This is a genomic window from Streptomyces sp. NPDC031426 (genome assembly GCF_055581585.1).
Map to the genome: position 1 here is coordinate 596,288 of NZ_JBVIJE010000001.1, position 18,092 is coordinate 614,379.

General features: G+C 69.5%; 14 protein-coding genes, 2 pseudogenes and 1 riboswitch. Of the genes and pseudogenes, 11 read left to right on the plus strand and 5 right to left on the minus strand.

Annotation, left to right across the window (positions count from 1 at the left end):
* Positions 1–142: 142 nt before the first annotated feature.
* Positions 143–2,035 carry a LuxR C-terminal-related transcriptional regulator gene (locus ACZ5NH_RS02885; RefSeq protein ID WP_468772633.1) on the minus strand — a complete coding sequence of 631 codons (1,893 nt, stop codon included), beginning with the start codon at positions 2,033–2,035 and terminating at the stop codon, positions 143–145.
* A gap of 22 nt (positions 2,036–2,057) precedes the next feature.
* Between ACZ5NH_RS02885 and ACZ5NH_RS02890 the strand changes: the two genes are divergently transcribed.
* The 6 genes and pseudogenes from ACZ5NH_RS02890 to ACZ5NH_RS02915 all read left to right on the plus strand — a co-directional run bounded on the left by ACZ5NH_RS02890 (position 2,058) and on the right by ACZ5NH_RS02915 (position 8,123).
* The gene (locus tag ACZ5NH_RS02890; protein ID WP_468772634.1) at positions 2,058–2,228 is read left to right on the plus strand and encodes a hypothetical protein; all 171 of its coding nucleotides are present in this window, start codon (positions 2,058–2,060) and stop codon (positions 2,226–2,228) included.
* A 1,899-nt stretch (positions 2,229–4,127) separates the two neighbouring features.
* The gene (locus tag ACZ5NH_RS02895) at positions 4,128–5,210 is read left to right on the plus strand and encodes a PP2C family protein-serine/threonine phosphatase (protein WP_468772635.1); all 1,083 of its coding nucleotides are present in this window, start codon (positions 4,128–4,130) and stop codon (positions 5,208–5,210) included.
* Between the two features lie 354 nt (positions 5,211–5,564).
* Positions 5,565–5,855, plus strand: coding sequence for a hypothetical protein (locus ACZ5NH_RS02900; protein ID WP_468772636.1), 291 nt, complete (start codon positions 5,565–5,567; stop codon positions 5,853–5,855).
* Between the two features lie 107 nt (positions 5,856–5,962).
* Positions 5,963–7,078, plus strand: a complete 1,116-nt coding sequence (locus ACZ5NH_RS02905; RefSeq protein WP_468772637.1) for a MerR family transcriptional regulator — start codon at positions 5,963–5,965, stop codon at positions 7,076–7,078.
* An 86-nt stretch (positions 7,079–7,164) separates the two neighbouring features.
* Positions 7,165–7,689: pseudogene (locus ACZ5NH_RS02910) on the plus strand (IS701 family transposase); the annotation flags it as partial.
* A gap of 230 nt (positions 7,690–7,919) precedes the next feature.
* On the plus strand, positions 7,920–8,123 hold the full coding sequence (locus ACZ5NH_RS02915) for a cold-shock protein (RefSeq protein ID WP_055492756.1): 204 nt from the start codon (positions 7,920–7,922) through the stop codon (positions 8,121–8,123).
* 279 nt (positions 8,124–8,402) lie between these two features.
* On the opposite strand, the gene ACZ5NH_RS02920 is transcribed toward ACZ5NH_RS02915, so the two are convergent.
* Positions 8,403–8,768, minus strand: coding sequence for a peptidoglycan-binding domain-containing protein (locus ACZ5NH_RS02920; protein ID WP_468772638.1), 366 nt, complete (start codon positions 8,766–8,768; stop codon positions 8,403–8,405).
* A gap of 312 nt (positions 8,769–9,080) precedes the next feature.
* On the opposite strand from ACZ5NH_RS02920, the gene ACZ5NH_RS02925 reads away from it, so the two are divergent.
* Positions 9,081–9,941, plus strand: a complete 861-nt coding sequence (locus ACZ5NH_RS02925) for a helix-turn-helix domain-containing protein (RefSeq protein WP_451557507.1) — start codon at positions 9,081–9,083, stop codon at positions 9,939–9,941.
* A 179-nt stretch (positions 9,942–10,120) separates the two neighbouring features.
* Here ACZ5NH_RS02925 and ACZ5NH_RS02930 read toward each other — a convergent pair whose 3' ends face one another.
* From ACZ5NH_RS02930 to ACZ5NH_RS02940, 3 genes and pseudogenes are all read right to left on the minus strand, one after another.
* Complete coding sequence (locus ACZ5NH_RS02930; protein ID WP_468772676.1) at positions 10,121–10,693, minus strand: HutD/Ves family protein; 573 nt, start codon at positions 10,691–10,693, stop codon at positions 10,121–10,123.
* 139 nt (positions 10,694–10,832) lie between these two features.
* Entirely contained in the window at positions 10,833–11,261 is a 429-nt protein-coding gene (locus ACZ5NH_RS02935; protein WP_468772639.1) for a hypothetical protein, read from the minus strand.
* 127 nt (positions 11,262–11,388) lie between these two features.
* Positions 11,389–12,567: pseudogene (locus tag ACZ5NH_RS02940) on the minus strand (NRAMP family divalent metal transporter); the annotation flags it as partial.
* A gap of 269 nt (positions 12,568–12,836) precedes the next feature.
* Between ACZ5NH_RS02940 and ACZ5NH_RS02945 the strand changes: the two are divergent.
* The 4 genes from ACZ5NH_RS02945 (at position 12,837) to ACZ5NH_RS02960 (ending at position 16,814) form a co-directional block, all read left to right on the plus strand.
* Complete coding sequence (locus ACZ5NH_RS02945) at positions 12,837–13,109, plus strand: hypothetical protein (RefSeq protein WP_468772640.1); 273 nt, start codon at positions 12,837–12,839, stop codon at positions 13,107–13,109.
* 109 nt (positions 13,110–13,218) lie between these two features.
* A riboswitch (M-box (ykoK) riboswitch) is annotated at positions 13,219–13,390 on the plus strand.
* A 346-nt stretch (positions 13,391–13,736) separates the two neighbouring features.
* Positions 13,737–15,083, plus strand: coding sequence for a magnesium transporter MgtE N-terminal domain-containing protein (locus ACZ5NH_RS02950; protein WP_468772641.1), 1,347 nt, complete (start codon positions 13,737–13,739; stop codon positions 15,081–15,083).
* The gene (locus ACZ5NH_RS02955; RefSeq protein ID WP_468772643.1) at positions 15,080–16,372 is read left to right on the plus strand and encodes an NRAMP family divalent metal transporter; all 1,293 of its coding nucleotides are present in this window, start codon (positions 15,080–15,082) and stop codon (positions 16,370–16,372) included. Before ACZ5NH_RS02950 ends, ACZ5NH_RS02955 begins: the two co-directional genes overlap by 4 nt.
* 169 nt (positions 16,373–16,541) lie before the next feature.
* Positions 16,542–16,814, plus strand: coding sequence for a hypothetical protein (locus ACZ5NH_RS02960; RefSeq protein ID WP_468772678.1), 273 nt, complete (start codon positions 16,542–16,544; stop codon positions 16,812–16,814).
* Positions 16,815–18,092 lie beyond the last annotated feature (1,278 nt).

The window sequence follows — 18,092 nt, forward strand, 5'->3', positions numbered from 1 at the left end:
GGGCGATTGCCTGGGCAGGTGGGGGCGGCTGTATTGCGTCCCTGGTCACGGCAGCCGGCCGGGGTGATCCATGTGACCGGTCAGGCGCAGGTGCAGGGCGGGCAGATGCGGCAGGACATGCTCTAGGGCAGACGCCTTGTGCCTACGGTTGTTGGGGAGAAGAAAGCACCGTGCGCAGGTGCCTGCGGGAGCTGACTCCGAGCTTGGTGAACACGTTGCCGAGGTGCCATTCCACGGTGCGTGGGCTGATGAAGAGCTGAGCGGCGATCTCGGCGTTGGTGTTGCCGTCCCTCGCCAGCCCGGTGATCTGGCTCTCTTGGCTGGTGAGTTCGTCGAGGGCGCCGGCTGTTCGCTTGCGTACGGTCTCCCCGGTTGCCAGAAGCTCCCTGCGGGCCCTTTCGGCGAAGCCGTCGGCCCTTATGCGGCTGAACACCTCGTAGGCGGGCCCTAGTTGCCTACGGCTTTTCTGGCGGCGGTTACGGCGGCGCAGCCACTCTCCGTACAGCAGACGGGCACGGGCCAGGTGGACGGTGATCCGGCAGTGCCCGAGGTGTTCGATCGCCTCCTGGTAGAGCGCATCTGCGGCCTCGTCGTCGCTCAGCAGCGCGCGGGAGCATGCCCCGACGCCCAGGGCCCATGCGGTTCCGCCGGCGCGGGTGTGTTCGGTCAGCATGCCCAGTGGCGCCGCGGCGGTCTCGGGCTGCCCGCTGCGTGCGGCCGCCTCGATCAGTTCGGCCAGGGCCCAGCCGAAGAAGCCCAGGTCCTCGTACCGGCATGCGCGCATCGCGGCCGCCAGCGCGGCATCGTAGCGGCCGAGGCCGTTGTACAGCAGCGCGGTTGCGTACTCGGCGAGGGCGAGGGAGCGTCCCTCTCCCCGGGCGCGCACTTCTTCGACAGTGGTGCCGATGAGGTCCAGCGCTTCGGATTCCCGGCCCCGCCAGGCGGCGAGTACGAGCGATGCGTACATCATGGGTACCCCGCCCACTGCCTCCGAGATCGCCGTGGCCTCGTCGATCAGAGCCGCTGCGGTGTCGAGTTCGCCGGCATGCACCTGGAAGCACGCCTGGTAGCTCAGCGCCATCGGCAGGACGGCAAGTGCCCCCGCTTCGCGGGCGAGGGTGACCGCGCTGGTCGACAGCTCGAACCAGGCGTCGTCGTCCCACAGTTCCGTGGCAAGTGGCTCCGGTGTCAGCCGGCACGCCAGCCACAGCCGGCGTATGTCCGCATCCGCCGCGGCGGGTCTGTGCTCCTGTCGGACGGCATGCTGTGCGCGCCGCAGCGCGTGGACGCCGGCGGGGCAGCCGTCGATGATCCGGCTGACGATACTGTCCAGGAGGACGTCGACAGGCCGCGGCGGTGTCGGCGGCGGCGGTCCGGCACGGGCTGCCTCGGCCACCTCCCGCTGTCCGGGGCCTTCGCTCAGACGGCCGGCGTAGATCGCCGCGCCGGCCGCTTCCAGCAGCGTGTCACGGGCGAGGGCGGCGTCGAGAGGCGCCAGCCGGTGTGCGGCGTCGAGCAGGAGCCGGGGCGCCTGGCTGCCGCGTACCTGGGAGAACACCAACCGGGCTCGCAATCGTTCGAGTTGCGCGCGCTGCAGGTCGTCGAGGGGGCCGGTCTCCGCGGCCGCGAGCAGGTTGCGGGCCTGGTCGGCTCCGCCGGCGTCGATGTGGGCTTGAGCGGCGGCCAGTGCGCGGGTGACACGGCGTGCGGGATCGGGGGTGAGTTCCGCTGCGGTTTGCAGGAACGAGGCTTGTGCGGCCGCTCCTCCTCGTGCTTCGGCCCGGCCTGCCGAGCGCTCCAGGTCGAGGGCGACGCTCTCGTCGGGGCCGCTTGCCGCGTGTGCGCGATGCCATGCCCTGCGATCGGGATCCAGGCCGGGATCGGTGGCTTCGGCGAGTGCTCGGTGCGCCGCCCGGTGGTCCGGCGCGGATGTCCTGTGGTAGATGGCCGAGCGCACCAGGGGGTGGGAGAACCGCACTCTGGTGCCGAGCTCGACGAGCCTGGCGGAGAACTCGACCTCCTTCTTCGGGGCCAAGGGCGTGAACCTGCCGGTTGCCGTGAGTGTCTTCCCCGATGAGATGTATCAGGCCCCGAAGAGCTGGGCGGAGCAGGCCTACTCCAACCTCGTCCACTACAACCGGGTTCCCAGGGGCGGCCACTTCGCCGCCTGGGAACAGCCCGAGCTCCTCGTCGAGGAGGTCCGCGCGGGCCTGCGGTCACTCCGCTGACCGGAGCGTCTGCCCCCTGACCGGCGCGCCTGATCCGCCGGACAGGCGCTGACTCGACGACGGCGGCCGAGTGACTCGACGGCGAGCGCTCGGCCACCCCGGGCATTCGGCCCCGTCAGGCGCCGGGTCGGCTGTCGTCCAAGTCCGCTTCGGCGCCCATTCACCACGAACTTCGGAATTGATCCGGCGGCGTGCTGCCGCGCATCCGCCGTGAGACTCACGGCCCCTTGTGCGCCGTCCATCGTCCCGGCCCCGCGACCGGAGCAACCCTGGCATCGGGGTGACCCGTCATGGCAGTCACGCGCTGGTCGTCGTGTGCGGCGAACTGGACGTGGCCACCGCGCCCCGGCTCCAAGCGGTCCTTCGCGACTGCGCCGACCGGGTCACGCACATCACTATGGACGTGGGGTGTGGGCACTTCATCGACGGTGCGGGGCTGGGTCCTGGGTGGCCGACTCGGACACCTGCGCACGCCGCCAGGGCCGACGGTTCACCATCGTCTCGGCCACCCGGCCGGTACGCCGGGCAGTAGAGGTTCTCGATGAGTCATACGTGGAGAGGAACATCCCATTAGCTTTTGGCCATGCCTGGTGACTGGCAGATGGATCGGATCGGGACTGAGCGGCCCCGTTGGTGAGTGTGGGGCCCGGGCCGGTGGCTTGATCCGTCCGCGAGTCTTGATCGCTGCCGAGCCTGCCGATTGGTTGGTCGGCATGACTGAACTTGGACCCGTCGCCTGGCCGCCTGCCCCGATCAAGACCGAGCGGCTCGTACTCCGCGAGTCCGAGGCCCGGGACCGCGCTGCGGTCATCGAGCTGAACGGCAACCGCGCGACCTGTCATGTTCAGTCTTTGCCGCTCCGGATGCAGGTCGGTATTCGAGGCAAGGATTGTGTGCGCGTCCGTATGCGGCAGTTCTCAGTGATTGGGATGTGTGCTTCGGCGCTGGGGGCCGTGCTCCAACCAACGCAACGAGAGAAATACACCGCGCTATGTATCACCAAGCGGAAGTGTTTTCGGCGTGTATTTTCGAGAATCTCCGCTGGGGTCAGCGACCCGCGCTGCGCCGCCCGCACAGGGGCGAGCACCCCCGCCCACGGCGCCCCTGTGGCCCGCCGGCGGGCGCAGATGCCGCATGAGTCGGCGGGGCCCCGACGGCGCGGGATCGGGCGGGAGCCAGTCAGGGCTGAACTCTGGGCTGGCCTGTGCTGAACCACGTCCTCTTCTCCGGCCTGCGCGGAAAAAGAGGTGTCGGGTAAGGGTGGAGGGCTTTGTCCACGGGGGTGAGCTGGGGGAACGCCAGAAGCGAGGAGACGGGTGCGGCAACTCTCGGTGCAACGGTGCAGCCGACTGTCCAGGCAACGGTCAGGCCCACCAGGGAAGCAGCTGCCCGCGAAGTGCCGGTGGGCTCTGGTCGGCGGCGCGGCACGCCGGCCGGAGCCGAGGCCCCGTACGCCGCGCCTCGCGATGCCGGCATCGACGCGCGGCCGGGTCCCGCGGGTCGGGTCGGCTCGGTGAACCGCCCGGCCGCCACCTACACCCGCATCGGCGTGGACAGCTCTGCCATGCCCGCTTCCGGATCGGCAGGCCCCGGTGGACTTCGCAGCGGGATTCTGCCGTACGCCTCGCTCGCTCCTCGACCCGCCACCCGACCGAAGTTCGCAGGCCTCAGTGGGCACCTCGACCGCGGACCGCCCGCACGGGAAAAGGAATCGAGCCAACGACTTGGCCGGCATCAGCGGCCGCATGGCGTTCCGAGCGCTCACGACCGCGCCGGGTGGAACACCCAACATCGGAGGGGCAGGCTGTAGTCATGCGGTCGCTCATCCGCCCATCCAGTCCATCAGCGGCGGGCGGTCATAGCCTGGTCCTCTTCAGACTCGCGCAGTGTGTGCCATTCGTGATCATCTTGCTCGCGCTGGGGATTGAACTCTCCCCTGCACACGCGGTGATCACCGGTCCTCTCCTCGCCGCCATGCCGGCATTGGCCTCGCTGACGATGGGCCCCAAAGGCCCCCTTTCAGCAGCGGCCGGAGCCTTCGCCGTCACCGTCATCACGGCCACCCTCCACCAGAGCTGGGGAGGCCAGGTCTACAGCAACCTCATCTCCCTCCTCGTGGTGTCGGCAGCCAGTGTCACCATGAGTAATGCAGTGCGCACGCGCAGGCAGAGTGAGCTCAACCAGGTTCGCCGAGTCGCCGAGGCAGCACAACGGGTTCTGTTGCGGCCTGTACCGCCCCGGCTCGGTCCCGTCCAGATGGCCAGCAAGTACCTCGCGGCAGAGACGGGCGCGCAGATCGGCGGCGATCTGTACGAGGCAGTGCACACTCGGTACGGCGTCCGGATGATCGTGGGAGACGTCCGCGGCAAGGGGCTGCCCGCCGTGCGCCTGGCCGCAGCCGTGCTGGGTGCGTTCCGGGAGGCCGCGCACTACGACGAGGATCTGGCGGAGGTGGTGAATCACTGCGCGGCAGCGCTGGAACGCGAGCGGGCGGCGCTCAGCGCGGTTGATCAGGCCGAGGAAGACAACCTGACCGAGGATTTCGTCACCGCGCTCGTGGCTCAGGTATCAGACGCCTTCGTGGTCGAGGTGGTCAATCGCGGCCATCCGCCCCCGCTGGTGCTCCGCCGGGGCAAGGTGGAGGCCCTCACCCCCGCCTGCCCACTGCCGCCCCTGGGCCTGGAAGAATTCATGACCGTTCCGCCTGCCAAAGCGGAGAGCTACCCATTCGCACCCGGTGACCGTCTCCTGCTGCACACCGACGGCGTGGTCGAAGCCCGCAGCCCCGACGGCGATTTCTTTCCCCTACGCAAGACCACAGAATCGGTGCACCCCTGTACCCCGTCCGAGTTCCTGGAACGGCTGCACCGAGAACTGATCCGCCACACCCACGGTTACCTGGCGGACGATGCTGCGATGCTCCTCGCCGAGCGGCTCAACGAAGCAGGCGAAAGCAGTCAGCATGGCCCTCCCGCCGTCTGAACTACTCAGCCGCAACACAAGCGGCAGGGTTATCGGTTCCGGTGATGACGTACAGCTTCCACTTCAAGAACTTCGATGCCGGCTGAGCTGGCCCAGCGGTGAGGCTGGACGCTTCCCGGGCCGGAAGCGGACCGGTCGGACGGCGGATCTCGACACCTATCAGGGGGTGCCGTGGTGGCACCCCCACCACGAGGCGAGATAACTGCGTGTAACGACGCACTACTCGCCGAGTCGGACGTTCCCAGCTGCGGGTGGTCGGCGTCGATGTGCACCCAGTTCGTGCCGGTGCTGGAGAAGATCCGCGTTCCACGCCTCGGCCCGGGCAGGCCTCGCTAGAAGCCCGACAGCGTTGCAGTGGACAGGGCATACAGCAATGGCCCCTGCCGCGAGTATCTGCGGTGTCGGGGCATCCGGCACACGATTCCGGAGAAGGCCGACAGCCAGGCTGCTCGCCTGCGCAAGGGCTCACAAGACGGACGGCCACCGGGTTTCGACGAGGAGCGCTACAAGAAGCGCAATACCGTCGAACGCGCCACCAACAGCCCCAAGATCTCCCGTGCCGTTGCGACGCGGTATGACAAGCGCGGCTACGTCTTCCTCGGCACGGTGACCGCAGCGTCGCTGGCAATCTGGCTGAGGTCATGACCGCTCGACAGCCTGAAGCTACTGGTCGGCGCGGCCGTGGAGCCACGCGCGGGACCAGGAGCGAAGCGCTTGACCCTCACGTGGCGTCATGCCGCATGGTCGGTGGCATGGAGGAACACCTGACCGTGGGACGCGTGGCCGAGCTGGCTGGCGTGAGCGTCCGCACGCTGCATCACTACGACGAGATCGGCCTCGTGCGACCGTCCGCGCGGACCGCGGTCGGATACCGGGCCTACTCGGCGGGCGACGTGGAGCGGCTGCGGGAGGTGCTCGGCTACAGGCGGCTGGGCTTCGGATTGCGCGAGATCGCAGATCTGGTGGACGACCCAGCCACCGACGCGGTCGCGCACCTGCGCAGGCTGCGCGGCCTGCTGGAGGAACAGCGCGAACGCGCTGCCGCCATGGTGATGGCCATCGACAAGGAACTGGAGGCACGGGCAATGGGGATCAAGACGACGCCGGAGGATCAACTGAAAGTGTTCGGCGCACAATTGTACGAATCCATCGGATCCGACTACCCGGCGACGCGGCGCACCGAGCCGCGGATCGCCGCGAGGATCTGGGATGCGCTCGGGGACGCCCGGACAGTACTGAACATCGGGGCCGGCACCGGGTCCTACGAGCCCCCGGACCGCGAGGTCACGGCAGTGGAACCGTCAGCGGTGATGCGGGCGCAGCGTCCCGCGGGTGCGGCGCCGTGCGTGGCCGCCAGTGCGGAGCGCCTGCCGTTCGCTGACCAGTCCTTCGACGCCGCGATGGCAGTCAGCACCGTTCATCACTGGCCGGACCCCGTTGCTGGGCTGCGCGAGATGCGGCGGGTGGCTCGCCGCGTGGTGGTGTTCACGTACGACGCCAGTTCGACCGGCTGGCTTCAGCGGTTCTGGCTCACCCGCGACTACCTGCCTGAATTCGCTGACCTTCTCGTCGACTGGCCTTCATTGGCTGACCTGACCCGCGCGATCGGGGGCCGCGCGGAGCCGGTGCTCATCCCGTGGGACTGCGCTGACGGCTTCTTCGAGGCCTACTGGCGCCGGCCAGAGGCGTACCTGGACGAACGTGTGCGCCGCGCGGTATCGGTGTGGACCAGAGTCGGCCCGCAGGCCGAGCAGCGGGCGGTGGACAGCCTCCGCGACGACCTTTCCTCGGGCCGGTGGGCCGAACGCAACCGGGACCTCGTCGCCCTCGACGCGGCAGAGCTGGGCCTGCGCCTGCTCGTGGCCTGAACCATCGTGCGCGATAACGCCGTACAACTCCTAGTAGTGCTTCGTTACGTCGAGTGATCTCGCCTGGTGGTGGGCATCTTCGAGGTGTGAGGCTGGGGGAAGTGGAGCGGCTCCGGGGTGAGTTATCGGAGTTCGTTGCCGACGTGTTTGCTTCGGTGCCGCGACGGGATCAGCGGCGGTGGGGCGAGTGTTATCTGCGGGGTCTGATGCTGGACGGTCGGCGGAAGTCGACCAGGCCGATGGCCGAGCGGTTGCCGGACGGGAACATGCAGGCCCTGCAGCAGTTCGTGAACCAGTCGCCGCGGGATCCCGAGCCGGTGCGGCGGCGGATCGCCCAGCGGCTATGTGAGGCGATCAGTCCTGAGGTGTGGGTGGTCGACGATGTGTCGTTTCCCAAGTGCGGCACCGCCTCGGTCGGGGTGGCCCGCCGGTACTGCGGGGCGTTGGGCAAGCGGGCGAACTGCCAGGTCGCGGTCAGCGTTCATGCCGCTACGGACACGGCATCGTGTCCGCTGGACTGGCAGTTGTATTTGCCCCGGGAGTGGACGGACGAGCCGGACCGCTGCCGCAAAGCCGGAGTCCCGCAGGGCACGGGCCATCAAGAGAAGTGGATTTGAGTGGTGACGAATGCAGCCCGACGAGGTCAACGCCGTGTTCCACTGGCCGAGTCGCACCAGTCGGTGTAGCGTCGTGATCAGCAGTCGTGGTTCCGAAGTCCCGTTCGCCCGTGATCGCGGTCACGGGCGTTTTTGCTGTTCAAGGCCTCTCCGGACCAGGGCGATCACCTCCGGATCCCGCGCGGTGCGGGGCCCGATACGAGTCCCTCGAGGGAGACAGGCACATGGCTACAGGCACGGTGAAGTGGTTCAACGCGGAGAAGGGCTTCGGCTTCATCGAGCAGGACGGCGGTGGCCCCGACGTCTTCGCCCACTACTCGAACATCGACGCCCAGGGCTTCCGGGAGCTGCAGGAAGGCCAGAAGGTGACCTTCGACATCACGCAGGGCCAGAAGGGCCCCCAGGCGGAGCACATCCGTCCCGCCTGACGGCGCCACGAAGAAGCCCCGGCCCGTGCGTCCACCGGCTGGGGCTCGCCCGTCTCGCGGAACCGCCGGGTGCGCCTGCTCGACGGTCCGTCCTCGGCCTTCCCCGAGGTGACGTCCCTTCCGTGAGGCGCGTGCGTTCGGCCGTGGGGCCGCCCGGGAAGGCGGGCGGCCCCACGGTGGCGGCTCGGCCTACTTGGCCGGGCACTGCTTCCACGCAGGTTCCAGGCCTGCACCGTGCAGCGCCGGTTACGGCAACCGGCTGCTGCACGGCTGGCTGACTCAGCAGCCCGTGGCGTTGTAGTTCCAGAACGCGGTCCTGGTCTGCGATCCGGCGATCCCGTCAACGGCACCGGCGTTGTAGCCGACGGCGTTCAGAAAGCGCTGCAGTGCCTTGATCGTGTTGGTGCCGACGATCCCGTCCACGGTGCCGGCGTTGTAGCCCCAGGCGTTGAGCATCCTCTGCGCCGCCTCCCAGCTGTTGGTGCCCAGTTGCCCGTCGACGGTGCCGGCGTTGAAGCCCCAGGCGTTCAGGCAGCTCTGCCAGTTTTCTGCCCGGGCCGTGTTCAGGCCGAGGTTGTTCACCGCGAGCGGGGAGATGTGCCGGCTGCCGACCGCGGGCCTGGCGGCCGCCTGCGGGGCCGCCACGCTCGGACTTGCGCCCGCGAGACTCCCAGCCGCAATCCCGGCGAGGGCAGTTGCGGTGAGGAGCGCCTTAGTCAGAGAAGATCGCATTGCTTCCTCTTTCCGATCGGATTCCGCGCAGCCTTGACGCGGCCGGCGTCACCGGCCGTCCGCGCTGACCCAAGGCTTTCCAGGATCGTGTGGCCAGGCTTGTACGAATGCGACCTACCGGCCCTCGGTGCCTGATTCGGCCAAATTCCCCTCGTCTGTGCCTTACAGCGCCTGTATCGCCTACGGTCTTTGCCGTGTTCACGTCGACCTATGGGGGTTCGACCCATGTACAGACACGAACTTCTCGAACGGCGCGCTGCCCCTGACTTACGCGATCAGGTCCTGGGCTATCGCGGCTTTCGTTTCCATGCGATCGGAGCACGGCGCAGACTCCTGATCCCCGACGGCGTGGTGAAGGTGATGCTGGGCTTCGGCGACCCGCTGCGCGTTCTCGACTCCTGCGACCCGAGACGCACGTGGAGCGGGTCCTCGTTGGCCGGTGGCATCCGGACGAGGGGCGCGATCGGCGAGCACACCGGCCTCATCCATGGGGTGACCGTCCTGCTCAGCCCCCTCGCCGCCTACCGGCTGTTCGGAGTGCCCATGTCCGAATGGGCTGAGCTGTCCGTTCCTCCCGAGGACCTCTGTCGCCGGCCCTGGGCAGACCTGCCCGCCCGGCTGGCGCAGGTACCGGACTGGCACAGCCGCTTCGCCGTGTTGGACCGCGTGCTGCGCGCTGCACTCGACGCAGGCCCTGCTGTCAGCCCCGAGGTGGTCTGGGCCTGGCGCCAGATACAGGGGACCAGTGGACGGGTACGGGTCGAGGAACTCGCGGCACAGATCGGCTGGAGCCGTCGCCACCTCGAACGGCGCTTCCGCTGTTACACAGGGCTGACGCCGAAGGGGGCGGCGCAGGTGATGCGGCTGCAGGCGGCTCTACACCTGAAAGAGGCCGGTGCCAGCTGGGCCGACGCCGCGACGCAAGCCGGGTACCACGATCAGCCTCACTTCGACCGCGTGTTCAAGGCGATGACGGGCCGCACGCCGACTGCCTTTCGCTCGGAGCGCATGGCCGCCTCCCCGCACGACGCCCAGGACTTCGTCCGGGGACAGGTGACGAGCGCCATTCTCGCGAACCCGACCTGATCTCTTCCCGGCTCGGAACCGCGGTGCTCACCCAGACCTGGAGCTCCTACGATGGCGCTGCCCGGGTGGCCGCCCTACGGTCGAGATCCACCCGCCGGGTCGTCACTTCGTGAGCCGCTCAAGGGGAGGCCAGGGCGATGAACATGGCGGGGCACCCGGGGCAAACGGGGCACGCCGGATCAGTCTGAGCCGCAGTCGTCGACAGTGACCAGGGCGAGAACCCCGGCCACGTCGATGTCGGCGGCGTCACCCTCGGCGAACAGCGCGGCATCCAAGCGGTCGAGGCGGACGGACGTCCCGCCGAGGACGACCGACCCTTGAAGGACCACTGCGAGCACGCACGTTCCGGCTTCCGGCCGCACCGCGACGCGGTCGCGCGCGATCTGGACCCGTGCCGTCGCATCGGCGCGCCGCACCATGACGTTGAAGTCGACGATCGGCCCGCCGAGCAGCTCGCATTGTGTCTCGCAGTCACCGGAGAAGGTGAACGGCTCGTACGGGGCGGTCATCACGCGCCGGTCGCCGTCGACCGTCAGGGCCATGCCGAGACCTTCGACGACGGTGATGATCCTGTCCACGCCCTCGAAGATGGAAAACGGACCGCTTTGCGCGACATCGGCAATGCTGACGCGCCAGACGAAATCGCTCGTCCCCGCTCCCTCGGGGTGAACGGCCACCTCGGAGGTGACACCTCCGCCGTTCTTCCACGGCGTGGGGGCCCTCTCCTCAGCCCGCAGAACCTGCACTGCCATGTGCTTTCCTTCCCCGATGGGATGGCCACCCAGAGCCGTTCCGCCCGGCTCGGCTGCGGACAAGACGAAGAGGACCCGGTGGGGCGAACTGCGAACCCGGAGCGTGGGGCCTTCGGCACCGCACTGTACGCGACGGCCTTCAACGCCTCGCGGGAGCCGGAACGCAGGCAGGCCAGTCGGCGCAAGCGACTTGTCCGCCTCGTCGGGGAGGAACCGGGCGAGGCGGGTGCCAGCGCAGGTCGTGCACCCCGGGCTCCAGTGAGAGACGGGAGAGGACCTGCTCCAGCGCGGCAGCCGCGTCGCCGCTGACCGTGACGGCGGCGCGGACGCTGGTGGTGTCCTCGCGCTCGCGGCGAGCCCGCAGACCGGTCGCGGTCAGCCCGGAGTCGGTCAGGGCCTGGGCGAGCAGGGCCCGGGTGTGGGTCTGGGACCTGCGCTCGCAGCGCAGGTGCACGCCGGCCGGTACCTGGGTGTCCGGGTCGCTGCCGGCGGCCGGGGGCCGGTCCGGCAGGCGTCCGGCCGGGCGCAGCAGCATGTGGATGCCGAGCACGGTCAGGGTGCCGAGCACGGCCAGGGTGAGCCGTCCGGGGGCGGCCAGTACGCCGACCGCCGCCGAACACCACAGGGTGGCAGCCGTGTTCAGTCAGCGCACGCCGGCGCCGTCGTGCAGGATCACCCCTCCGCCCAGATTTCCTGATCGCGTCCGCGCTGATGTCCGGGTACAGGACGGAGGCGGGCAGGATCACCAACAGCATGACCAGCACCCCCACCGCCGCCGCAGTGAAGGCGTTGGCCTTCGGGCCGTTGACCCACGGTCCCAGAACCTGTTTGTCCTTGCACAGCAGCAAAAGGAACACGCTCGCGGACGGCAGCAGCACGCCGATGAGGGTCTGCACGCCCTCGGTCAGCAGGTCCAGCGGCGAGCCCGGGATCATCACGATCGTGGCCGCGGCGGCAACGAGCCCGGCGTAGACGGCGTAGAAACCCTTCGCGCCGCCGACACCCCGGTGCAGGGAGTGCTTCATGCCCAGCACGTCACCGATCGCGTACGCGGTCGACAGCGGCACGGCGAACGCGCCGATGATCGAGGCGTCCAGCAGCGCGATCGCGAACAGCACCCCGGCCAGCTTGCCTGCCTTGGCCTCGAGGCCGTGCGCCATCCCGGCGGTGTCGGGGACCTGGCCGAAGCCGTGCGTCCCCGAGAACGCGGCGGCCGTGAGCCCGTCATCGCGGCAGCGCCGATGACCACGACGACGATGCCGATGATCAGCGGCGTCACCGTGGACAGGTGCCCGGAGCCGCGCGGCAGGTTCGGGGTGATGAAGTCGGCGGCCATCTGCGAGGCGGGCGGGTGACCATGAAGTAGATCGGCACCCACAGCAGCGACGCCGCGCACAGCGTCGTCACCACCCGCTCGAAGCGGCGGAAGGATCCGGTGACTGCCGACGTGATGATGATCATGGGGCCAGCACCACCACCACCACCGCCCTGGGCCGGCCCAGGTAGCCGGCGGACAGCGTGATCCCGATGAACTCGGTCACCAGAGTGGGCGCGTTGAGCAGGAACAGGTCGATCACGCTGAACGCGCCCCAGAACTTCCCGAACCGCTCCAGGCTCAGCCGGGTGGCCGACACCGGTGACCGCGCCGAGGCGCAGCACCACGTCTTGGTTGATGTACAGCACGGGCACCAGCAGGAGCAGGGTCCATCGAAGGTGGGTGCGGTAGTTCTGGCCGGCTTGGCCGACAGACCCCGGCGCTCGTCGTGGTCGTCCAAGCGGATGGTGCCCAGCGCGCCCTGGATGTCGCCGATGTGCGCGTCGTCGAGTACCGCCACGCGTGGCGCGACGACCGTGGTCACGGTGGTGTCGGTCATGGTGGCCTCCACGGCCCCCGGGTTCGGGGGAGGCCGGGGGCACGCAGCAGCCGTCACCCCCGCACGCCGAACGCGCAGACAGCATCACCACCGGGCGCAGGAGTGCCCGTGGACATGGCGCGGCTGGGGTGCCGCGCAGGGAGGTGGTGGTTACCGCGTGCCGCAGCGAGGATGCGTACTTGCCTTTGCCGGTCAGGGTCGGTCGTGCGCGATCTGCAGTGCCACTTGGACGACACGTGCCTCGTCGGGGAACGTGAGACCACGGCGGCATGAGCGACGTCGACATCCGGTGCGCGCACGGCGCTGTGCGCCACGCCGCCCGGCAGCTGGCCGAGGACGCCCCGAAGCTGACCGTGGGCTCCGCGGACGCCTATCGTGCCGGGCTCGCCACCCGCGCCGCCGACCTGCGCAGGGCCGCACTCGCCGCCTGGATCACCGGCGTACCCGAGGACATCATCGCCGCGGACGGGCGCCTGCCCGTGGCCGTCGTACATGGGTGGATGGCGGCCAGCTTCTCGCCAGGACACTCCGGCGACAGATGACCGTGGCGGACAACGCCGGTGACGGCCTGCCGTCGGCCGCCCTCGGTCAAAGACCGGTCATGGATTAGGGAAGCGGGTGAGGGCGGGCGTAGGCTTTAGGCGGTTTGAACAGACACCTCGTTCGGTGAGGCGTCTTCACGGACACAGGCCACTGATCCCACCCGTCGAGAGACGCTCCGGATCAGGACAGGTCTCCCCGGCCCAAGGGGTGACCCCAAGTGGCTTCCCCGTACGGGGATCACGCCGTGGAGTGCCAAAGCTCTGACGAGTTGGGGTGTGCCGGAACCGAGCGTGCTCCGGCTGCCCCTTGCCGCAAGACCGCGACACCTCGTGCGCGGCCGTGACCGGGAGGAGGCGACATGGACAGTAGTCCGGGCCATAGTCGGCCCCTCTTCGTGTTGTCCGCGCCGTCCTTCCGCGGCCCGCGGTAGCTCGTTCCTTCCTGACCCGTCCGGCTCGTTCCCGGTGGTCCGGCCTGCGCACCGGCTTGTCCAGGCGTGCCGACGTATGCCCTGGCAATACCTGGTCACCGGCCGGTACGGGGAGGAAGAGCACCGCCGAGGGCCGCCCGTTGCCCCGTCGTGGCGGGGCAAGGAGGTGTTCACCTTGGCTGCTCACACTCTGCTCATGTCCACCAAGGCTCGGTTCCGCAACCGCCGGGTCCACCTCGAACGCCGTGCCACCGCCACCAAAACCGTCCGCGCCTCCCTCGTCTCGCTGGCCGGCCTGATCGGTGGACCGGTCACCAACCAGGCGGACGAGGAGGTCGGCCGCGTCGTCGACGTGGTCGCCCGGCTGTACGGCACGGAGCCGTACCCGCCGGTCACCGGGCTGATCCTGCGCATCGGCCGCCGACAGACCTTCGTGGCCTCGGACGCGATCGGCAAGGTGCAGGCAGGCCACGTACAGCTGCGCACCGCCCGCGTCGACCTGCGCGACTTCTCCCGCCGCCCCGGCGAGGTGCTGCTGGCCAAGGACATCCTTGACCACCAGCTCGTGGACGTGGACGGCGTCCAGGTCACCCGGGCCGCCGACCTGTACCTCGCGCCCCTGGTCGGCCAGGTCGTGCTGGTCGGCGTGGACGTCTCCCTGCCGACCCTGCTGCGTCGGCTCGGCCCGCGGCGCCGGCAGGCCCGGCCGACCCCGGAGCGGGTGCTGGACTGGCAGGCCGTGGCACCGTTCGCCGAACAGGCCACCGAGGGCCCGCCGGAGGTCCGGCTGCGCGCCTCCCGGGCCGCCCTGCAGCGGCTGCGCCCGGCTGACCTCGCCGACATCCTCGAGGACCTCGGCCGCGACGAACGCCAGCAGCTGCTGGGCTGGCTGGAGCCGGAGCAGGCCGCCGACGCGCTGGAGGAGATGGAACCGCACGAGTTGGAGAACCTGCTGCGCGAGGCCCAGCCGGAACACGCCGCCCGCCTGCTGGACGAGATGGAGCCGGACGAGGCTACCGACGCCCTGCGCGACCTCACCCGCGAGGAGCGCGAGGCCCTGCTGTCCCGCATGCCGAGCGGGGAGGCCGCGGAGCTGCGAAGGCTGCTGACCCACCGCGAGGGCACCGCCGGCGGTGCCATGACCACCCTGCTGATCATCGCCCGCCCGGACGAGACCGTCGCCAAGGTGCGGGCGCAGCTGGCGGAACAGGCCGAGCACCGCACCGAGATCGACGCGATCGCCGTCGTGGACGACAACGGCCGGCTGCTGTGCGACCTGCCCCTGTTCGACCTGGCCGTCGCCGAGGACACCACCCTGATGGCCGACCTGGTGACCTGGCGATCCCAGTTCGGCCCTCCGGTGACCGTCCGCCCCGACACTCCCCTCGGCGAGGCCGCTGACCAGCTGGTCGCCTCCCGCGCCTCCTCACTTCTGGTGGTGGACGACACCGACCGCCCGCTCGGCCGGATCCTTGCCGATGACCTGCTCGACCATCTGCTGCCCGAGCGCGGGCGTCTGCACTTCCGGAGGTTTCTGCAGTGACCGGCGACCTGGACACCACTTCGGCCGCGTCCCCCGCCGCCCCCGCCACGCGGCGGCGGGGCCTGGGCCGTCTCGCGATGGTCGCTGCCATCGCCGGTCCCGGCCTGGTCGCCGCGAATGCCGGCAACGACGCCGCAGGCATCGCCACCTACGCCTCTGCGGGCTCCCAATTCGCCTACGGCACGCTGTTCTTCATGGTGCTGGTCACCGTCGCCCTGGTCATGGTCCAGGAGATGGCCGTACGCCTCGGCGCCCACACCGGCAAGGGCCTGGGGGCGCTGATCCGCGAACAGTTCAGCCTCCGGCTGACCGCCCTCGCCGTCTTCTGCCTGTTGCTGGCCAACACCGGCCTGGTCGTCAGCGAGTTCGCCGGCATCGGCGCCGCCTTCGAGCTCCTCGGCGTACCCAAGTGGGCGGTCATCCCGCCCGCCGCGATCCTGCTCTGGTCGCTGGTACTGTTCGGCTCCTACCGGTGGGCCGAACGCATCTTCCTCATCATGTCGCTGGCGTTCTTCGCCTACCCCATCGCGATGATCCTCGGCCACCCCCACTGGGGCGAGGTCGGCAAGCACCTCGTCGTCCCGCACATCGAGCCCAACAAGAGCTTCATCCTGCTCGCCGTCGCCCTGATCGGCACGACCGTCAGCCCGTACATGCAGTTCTACGCCGCGGCAGGCGTCGTCGACCGGGGCGCCAAGCCCGAGGACTACCGGCTCATCAAGCTGGACGCCGTGATCGGTGCGGTGTTCGCCTGCCTCATCAGCCTGACGATCATCATCGCCACCGCTGCCGCGATCGGCGGCACCGGCCCGCTGGACTCAGCCGCCCAGGCCGCCGAGGCCCTCAAACCGGTCGCCGGTCAGAACGCCGAACTCCTCTTCGCCGTGGGCCTGATCGGTGCCTCCGCGCTCGCCGGTGCCGTCGTCCCGCTCTCCGCCAGCTACGCCGTCGGCGAGGCCGCCGGAGTGGAACGCTCCGTGTCCCGTAGCTTCCGCGACGCACCGCTCTTCCTGGGCCTGTTCACCGTCCAGATCGTGCTCGGCGCGGTGGTCGCCATGACCCCGGTGAACGTCATCCAGCTGCTCATCGGCACCCAGGTCCTCCAGGGCCTGATCAGCCCCGTCGTGCTGGTCTACCTCCTGGTCCTCACCAACCGCCGCTCCGTGCTCGGCGCGGCGGCCAACGGCCCCCGCTACCGGATCGGCGCCACCGCCGTGGTCGTCGGCGTCGCGGGCATGTCCACCATCCTGCTCGTCCAGACCGTCCTCGGCTGGTTCGGCCTCGGCTGACCCCGGTCCCCGCCTGAGAAGAAGGCCCGCCGTGAAGAAGTACGGCCCCTGCCCGGCACGTACTGCCCTGGTCCGCCTGGATCGCCACTCGTCGCGGGCGAGGCACTGACCCAGCGACGAACTCATCGACCGCTACGAGGAGCTGATCGACCGCTTTCCGATCTGGTCGATCGAGGACGGCCTCGGCGAGGACGACTGGGACGGCTGGGCACGCCTGACCGAACGGCGGGGCGAGCGAGCCGCACGCGCGCGCCGCGATCGAGAACAGCGACTGCGTGCATTGCATTGGTACCGGCCGATCGACGTGACCCACGGGGTGGCTTCACCGCCTCGCTGCCCGCTGACACGATCCGCGCCCGCAGCCACTCAGTGGACATCGGTGGCCCCGACGACGATCACGCGCATGCCGGGAGCTTCCATGGGTCTCGCCTGCCCTTCATGAGCTGAGGCGGAAAGGTTGTTGAGTCCCCTGCCACGACCGTAAGACGACATCGGCGGCGCCGCACTGGCTACGCACCGCCCGCAGACCGTGCGTCCGCGTCTGGGCATCGGTGCCATGGCGTCGCCGCGTTTCGCGCTCGCCGGCCTGCTGTTGGCATACGGCCGTCGGCGTGTCGGACCGGAGGCGGAGCCGCCCGGGGCCCGCTGGGGGCCTGGCTGGTGACCGACGAGCATGCCGAGCTGCGCTCGGCCTTGCGGCGTCTGGCGGCCCAGCGCGGACTGGTGCCAGGCATGGTGGACGCGGACCTCGGTGACCTGCGTATCCATCCACACGCTCCCGGTCGCACACGCCTCCCACCCGACCTGTGGGATACGGGATGGAGGAAGATGAGGTGACGGCGGTGTGGGCACCGGGGTTCCGGACGTCTCCGGTATGGGCGACGAACGCCGGTCTGATTTTCGCGGAAGCATCTGACTGGAACCGGTCCATCCGCTTCCGTGGCGGCGTCTGTCCTGGCCGGCGCTGGACCACCATCTGCGCAGGTGACGGCGTCGGTGCGGAGGCTCCGCGCCGAGGCAGCGCACGAAGCCGTGACTCGCTGAGCGTGTTGGGAAGTCCGGGGGAGGGCGGGGGCGGTGAGATCCGCCTGCGGACTTGAGGACGGCCATCCTGGCGCACCGACGGCGGACATGCGGCGCCACCAACCCGATCACCGCATAGGACGCACGCTCAGGGCCGCGCAGTGGAGTCAGACCTGGACGATGAGGCGTCGACCCTGGCGGACGGGCGACCGGGGCGCCTGAACGCCTGTGGTGTGCCGGAAGGGCGCATCTCGCCGGGGACGCCGATTTCGACGACGGCTCGCTGAATCGAGCGGGTCATTTCGCCGAGTCTGCGATGCCGGCCTGGACGCGCTGGTCGGCGCGATCGTCATGACGCGTGACGAGGGATCGGCGAAGCTCTGTCCTGCGGAGAAGAGCCGGTTGATCGTGTCGGACATGACCCGGTTCAGGAGGGGGGCGATCAGTGCATCGGTGGGCCCGCACCAGGAGGAGTCCGTCGCGCCGTGCCACAGACGGGCCGGGTCTCCGCCGACGAAATTGCTCGGAGGAATAGTCAAGACCTGTGGATCGGCATGTCATGCGACCTGCTGGGTGCGTCCTGGTTCCAGGCTGGTTTCTTAAGACCTCGTCTCATTTGGTGAGTCTGCGGTAGCAGATGAGGCTGCAGGCGATGGCGGTGAAGGCCATGAAGTGTTCGGCTTTGCGCTCGTAGCGG

What these genes read in the sequence shown, in the direction of transcription:
- ACZ5NH_RS02905 (WP_468772637.1), top strand. Translation starts at nt 5,963, where the DNA reads ATGGAGGAACACCTGACCGTGGGACGCGTGGCCGAGCTGGCTGGCGTG.
- ACZ5NH_RS02915 (WP_055492756.1), top strand. Translation starts at nt 7,920, where the DNA reads ATGGCTACAGGCACGGTGAAGTGGTTCAACGCGGAGAAGGGCTTCGGC.
- ACZ5NH_RS02925 (WP_451557507.1), top strand. Translation starts at nt 9,081, where the DNA reads ATGTACAGACACGAACTTCTCGAACGGCGCGCTGCCCCTGACTTACGC.
- ACZ5NH_RS02930 (WP_468772676.1), bottom strand. Translation starts at nt 10,693, where the DNA reads ATGGCAGTGCAGGTTCTGCGGGCTGAGGAGAGGGCCCCCACGCCGTGG.
- ACZ5NH_RS02945 (WP_468772640.1), top strand. Translation starts at nt 12,837, where the DNA reads ATGAGCGACGTCGACATCCGGTGCGCGCACGGCGCTGTGCGCCACGCC.
- ACZ5NH_RS02950 (WP_468772641.1), top strand. Translation starts at nt 13,737, where the DNA reads ATGTCCACCAAGGCTCGGTTCCGCAACCGCCGGGTCCACCTCGAACGC.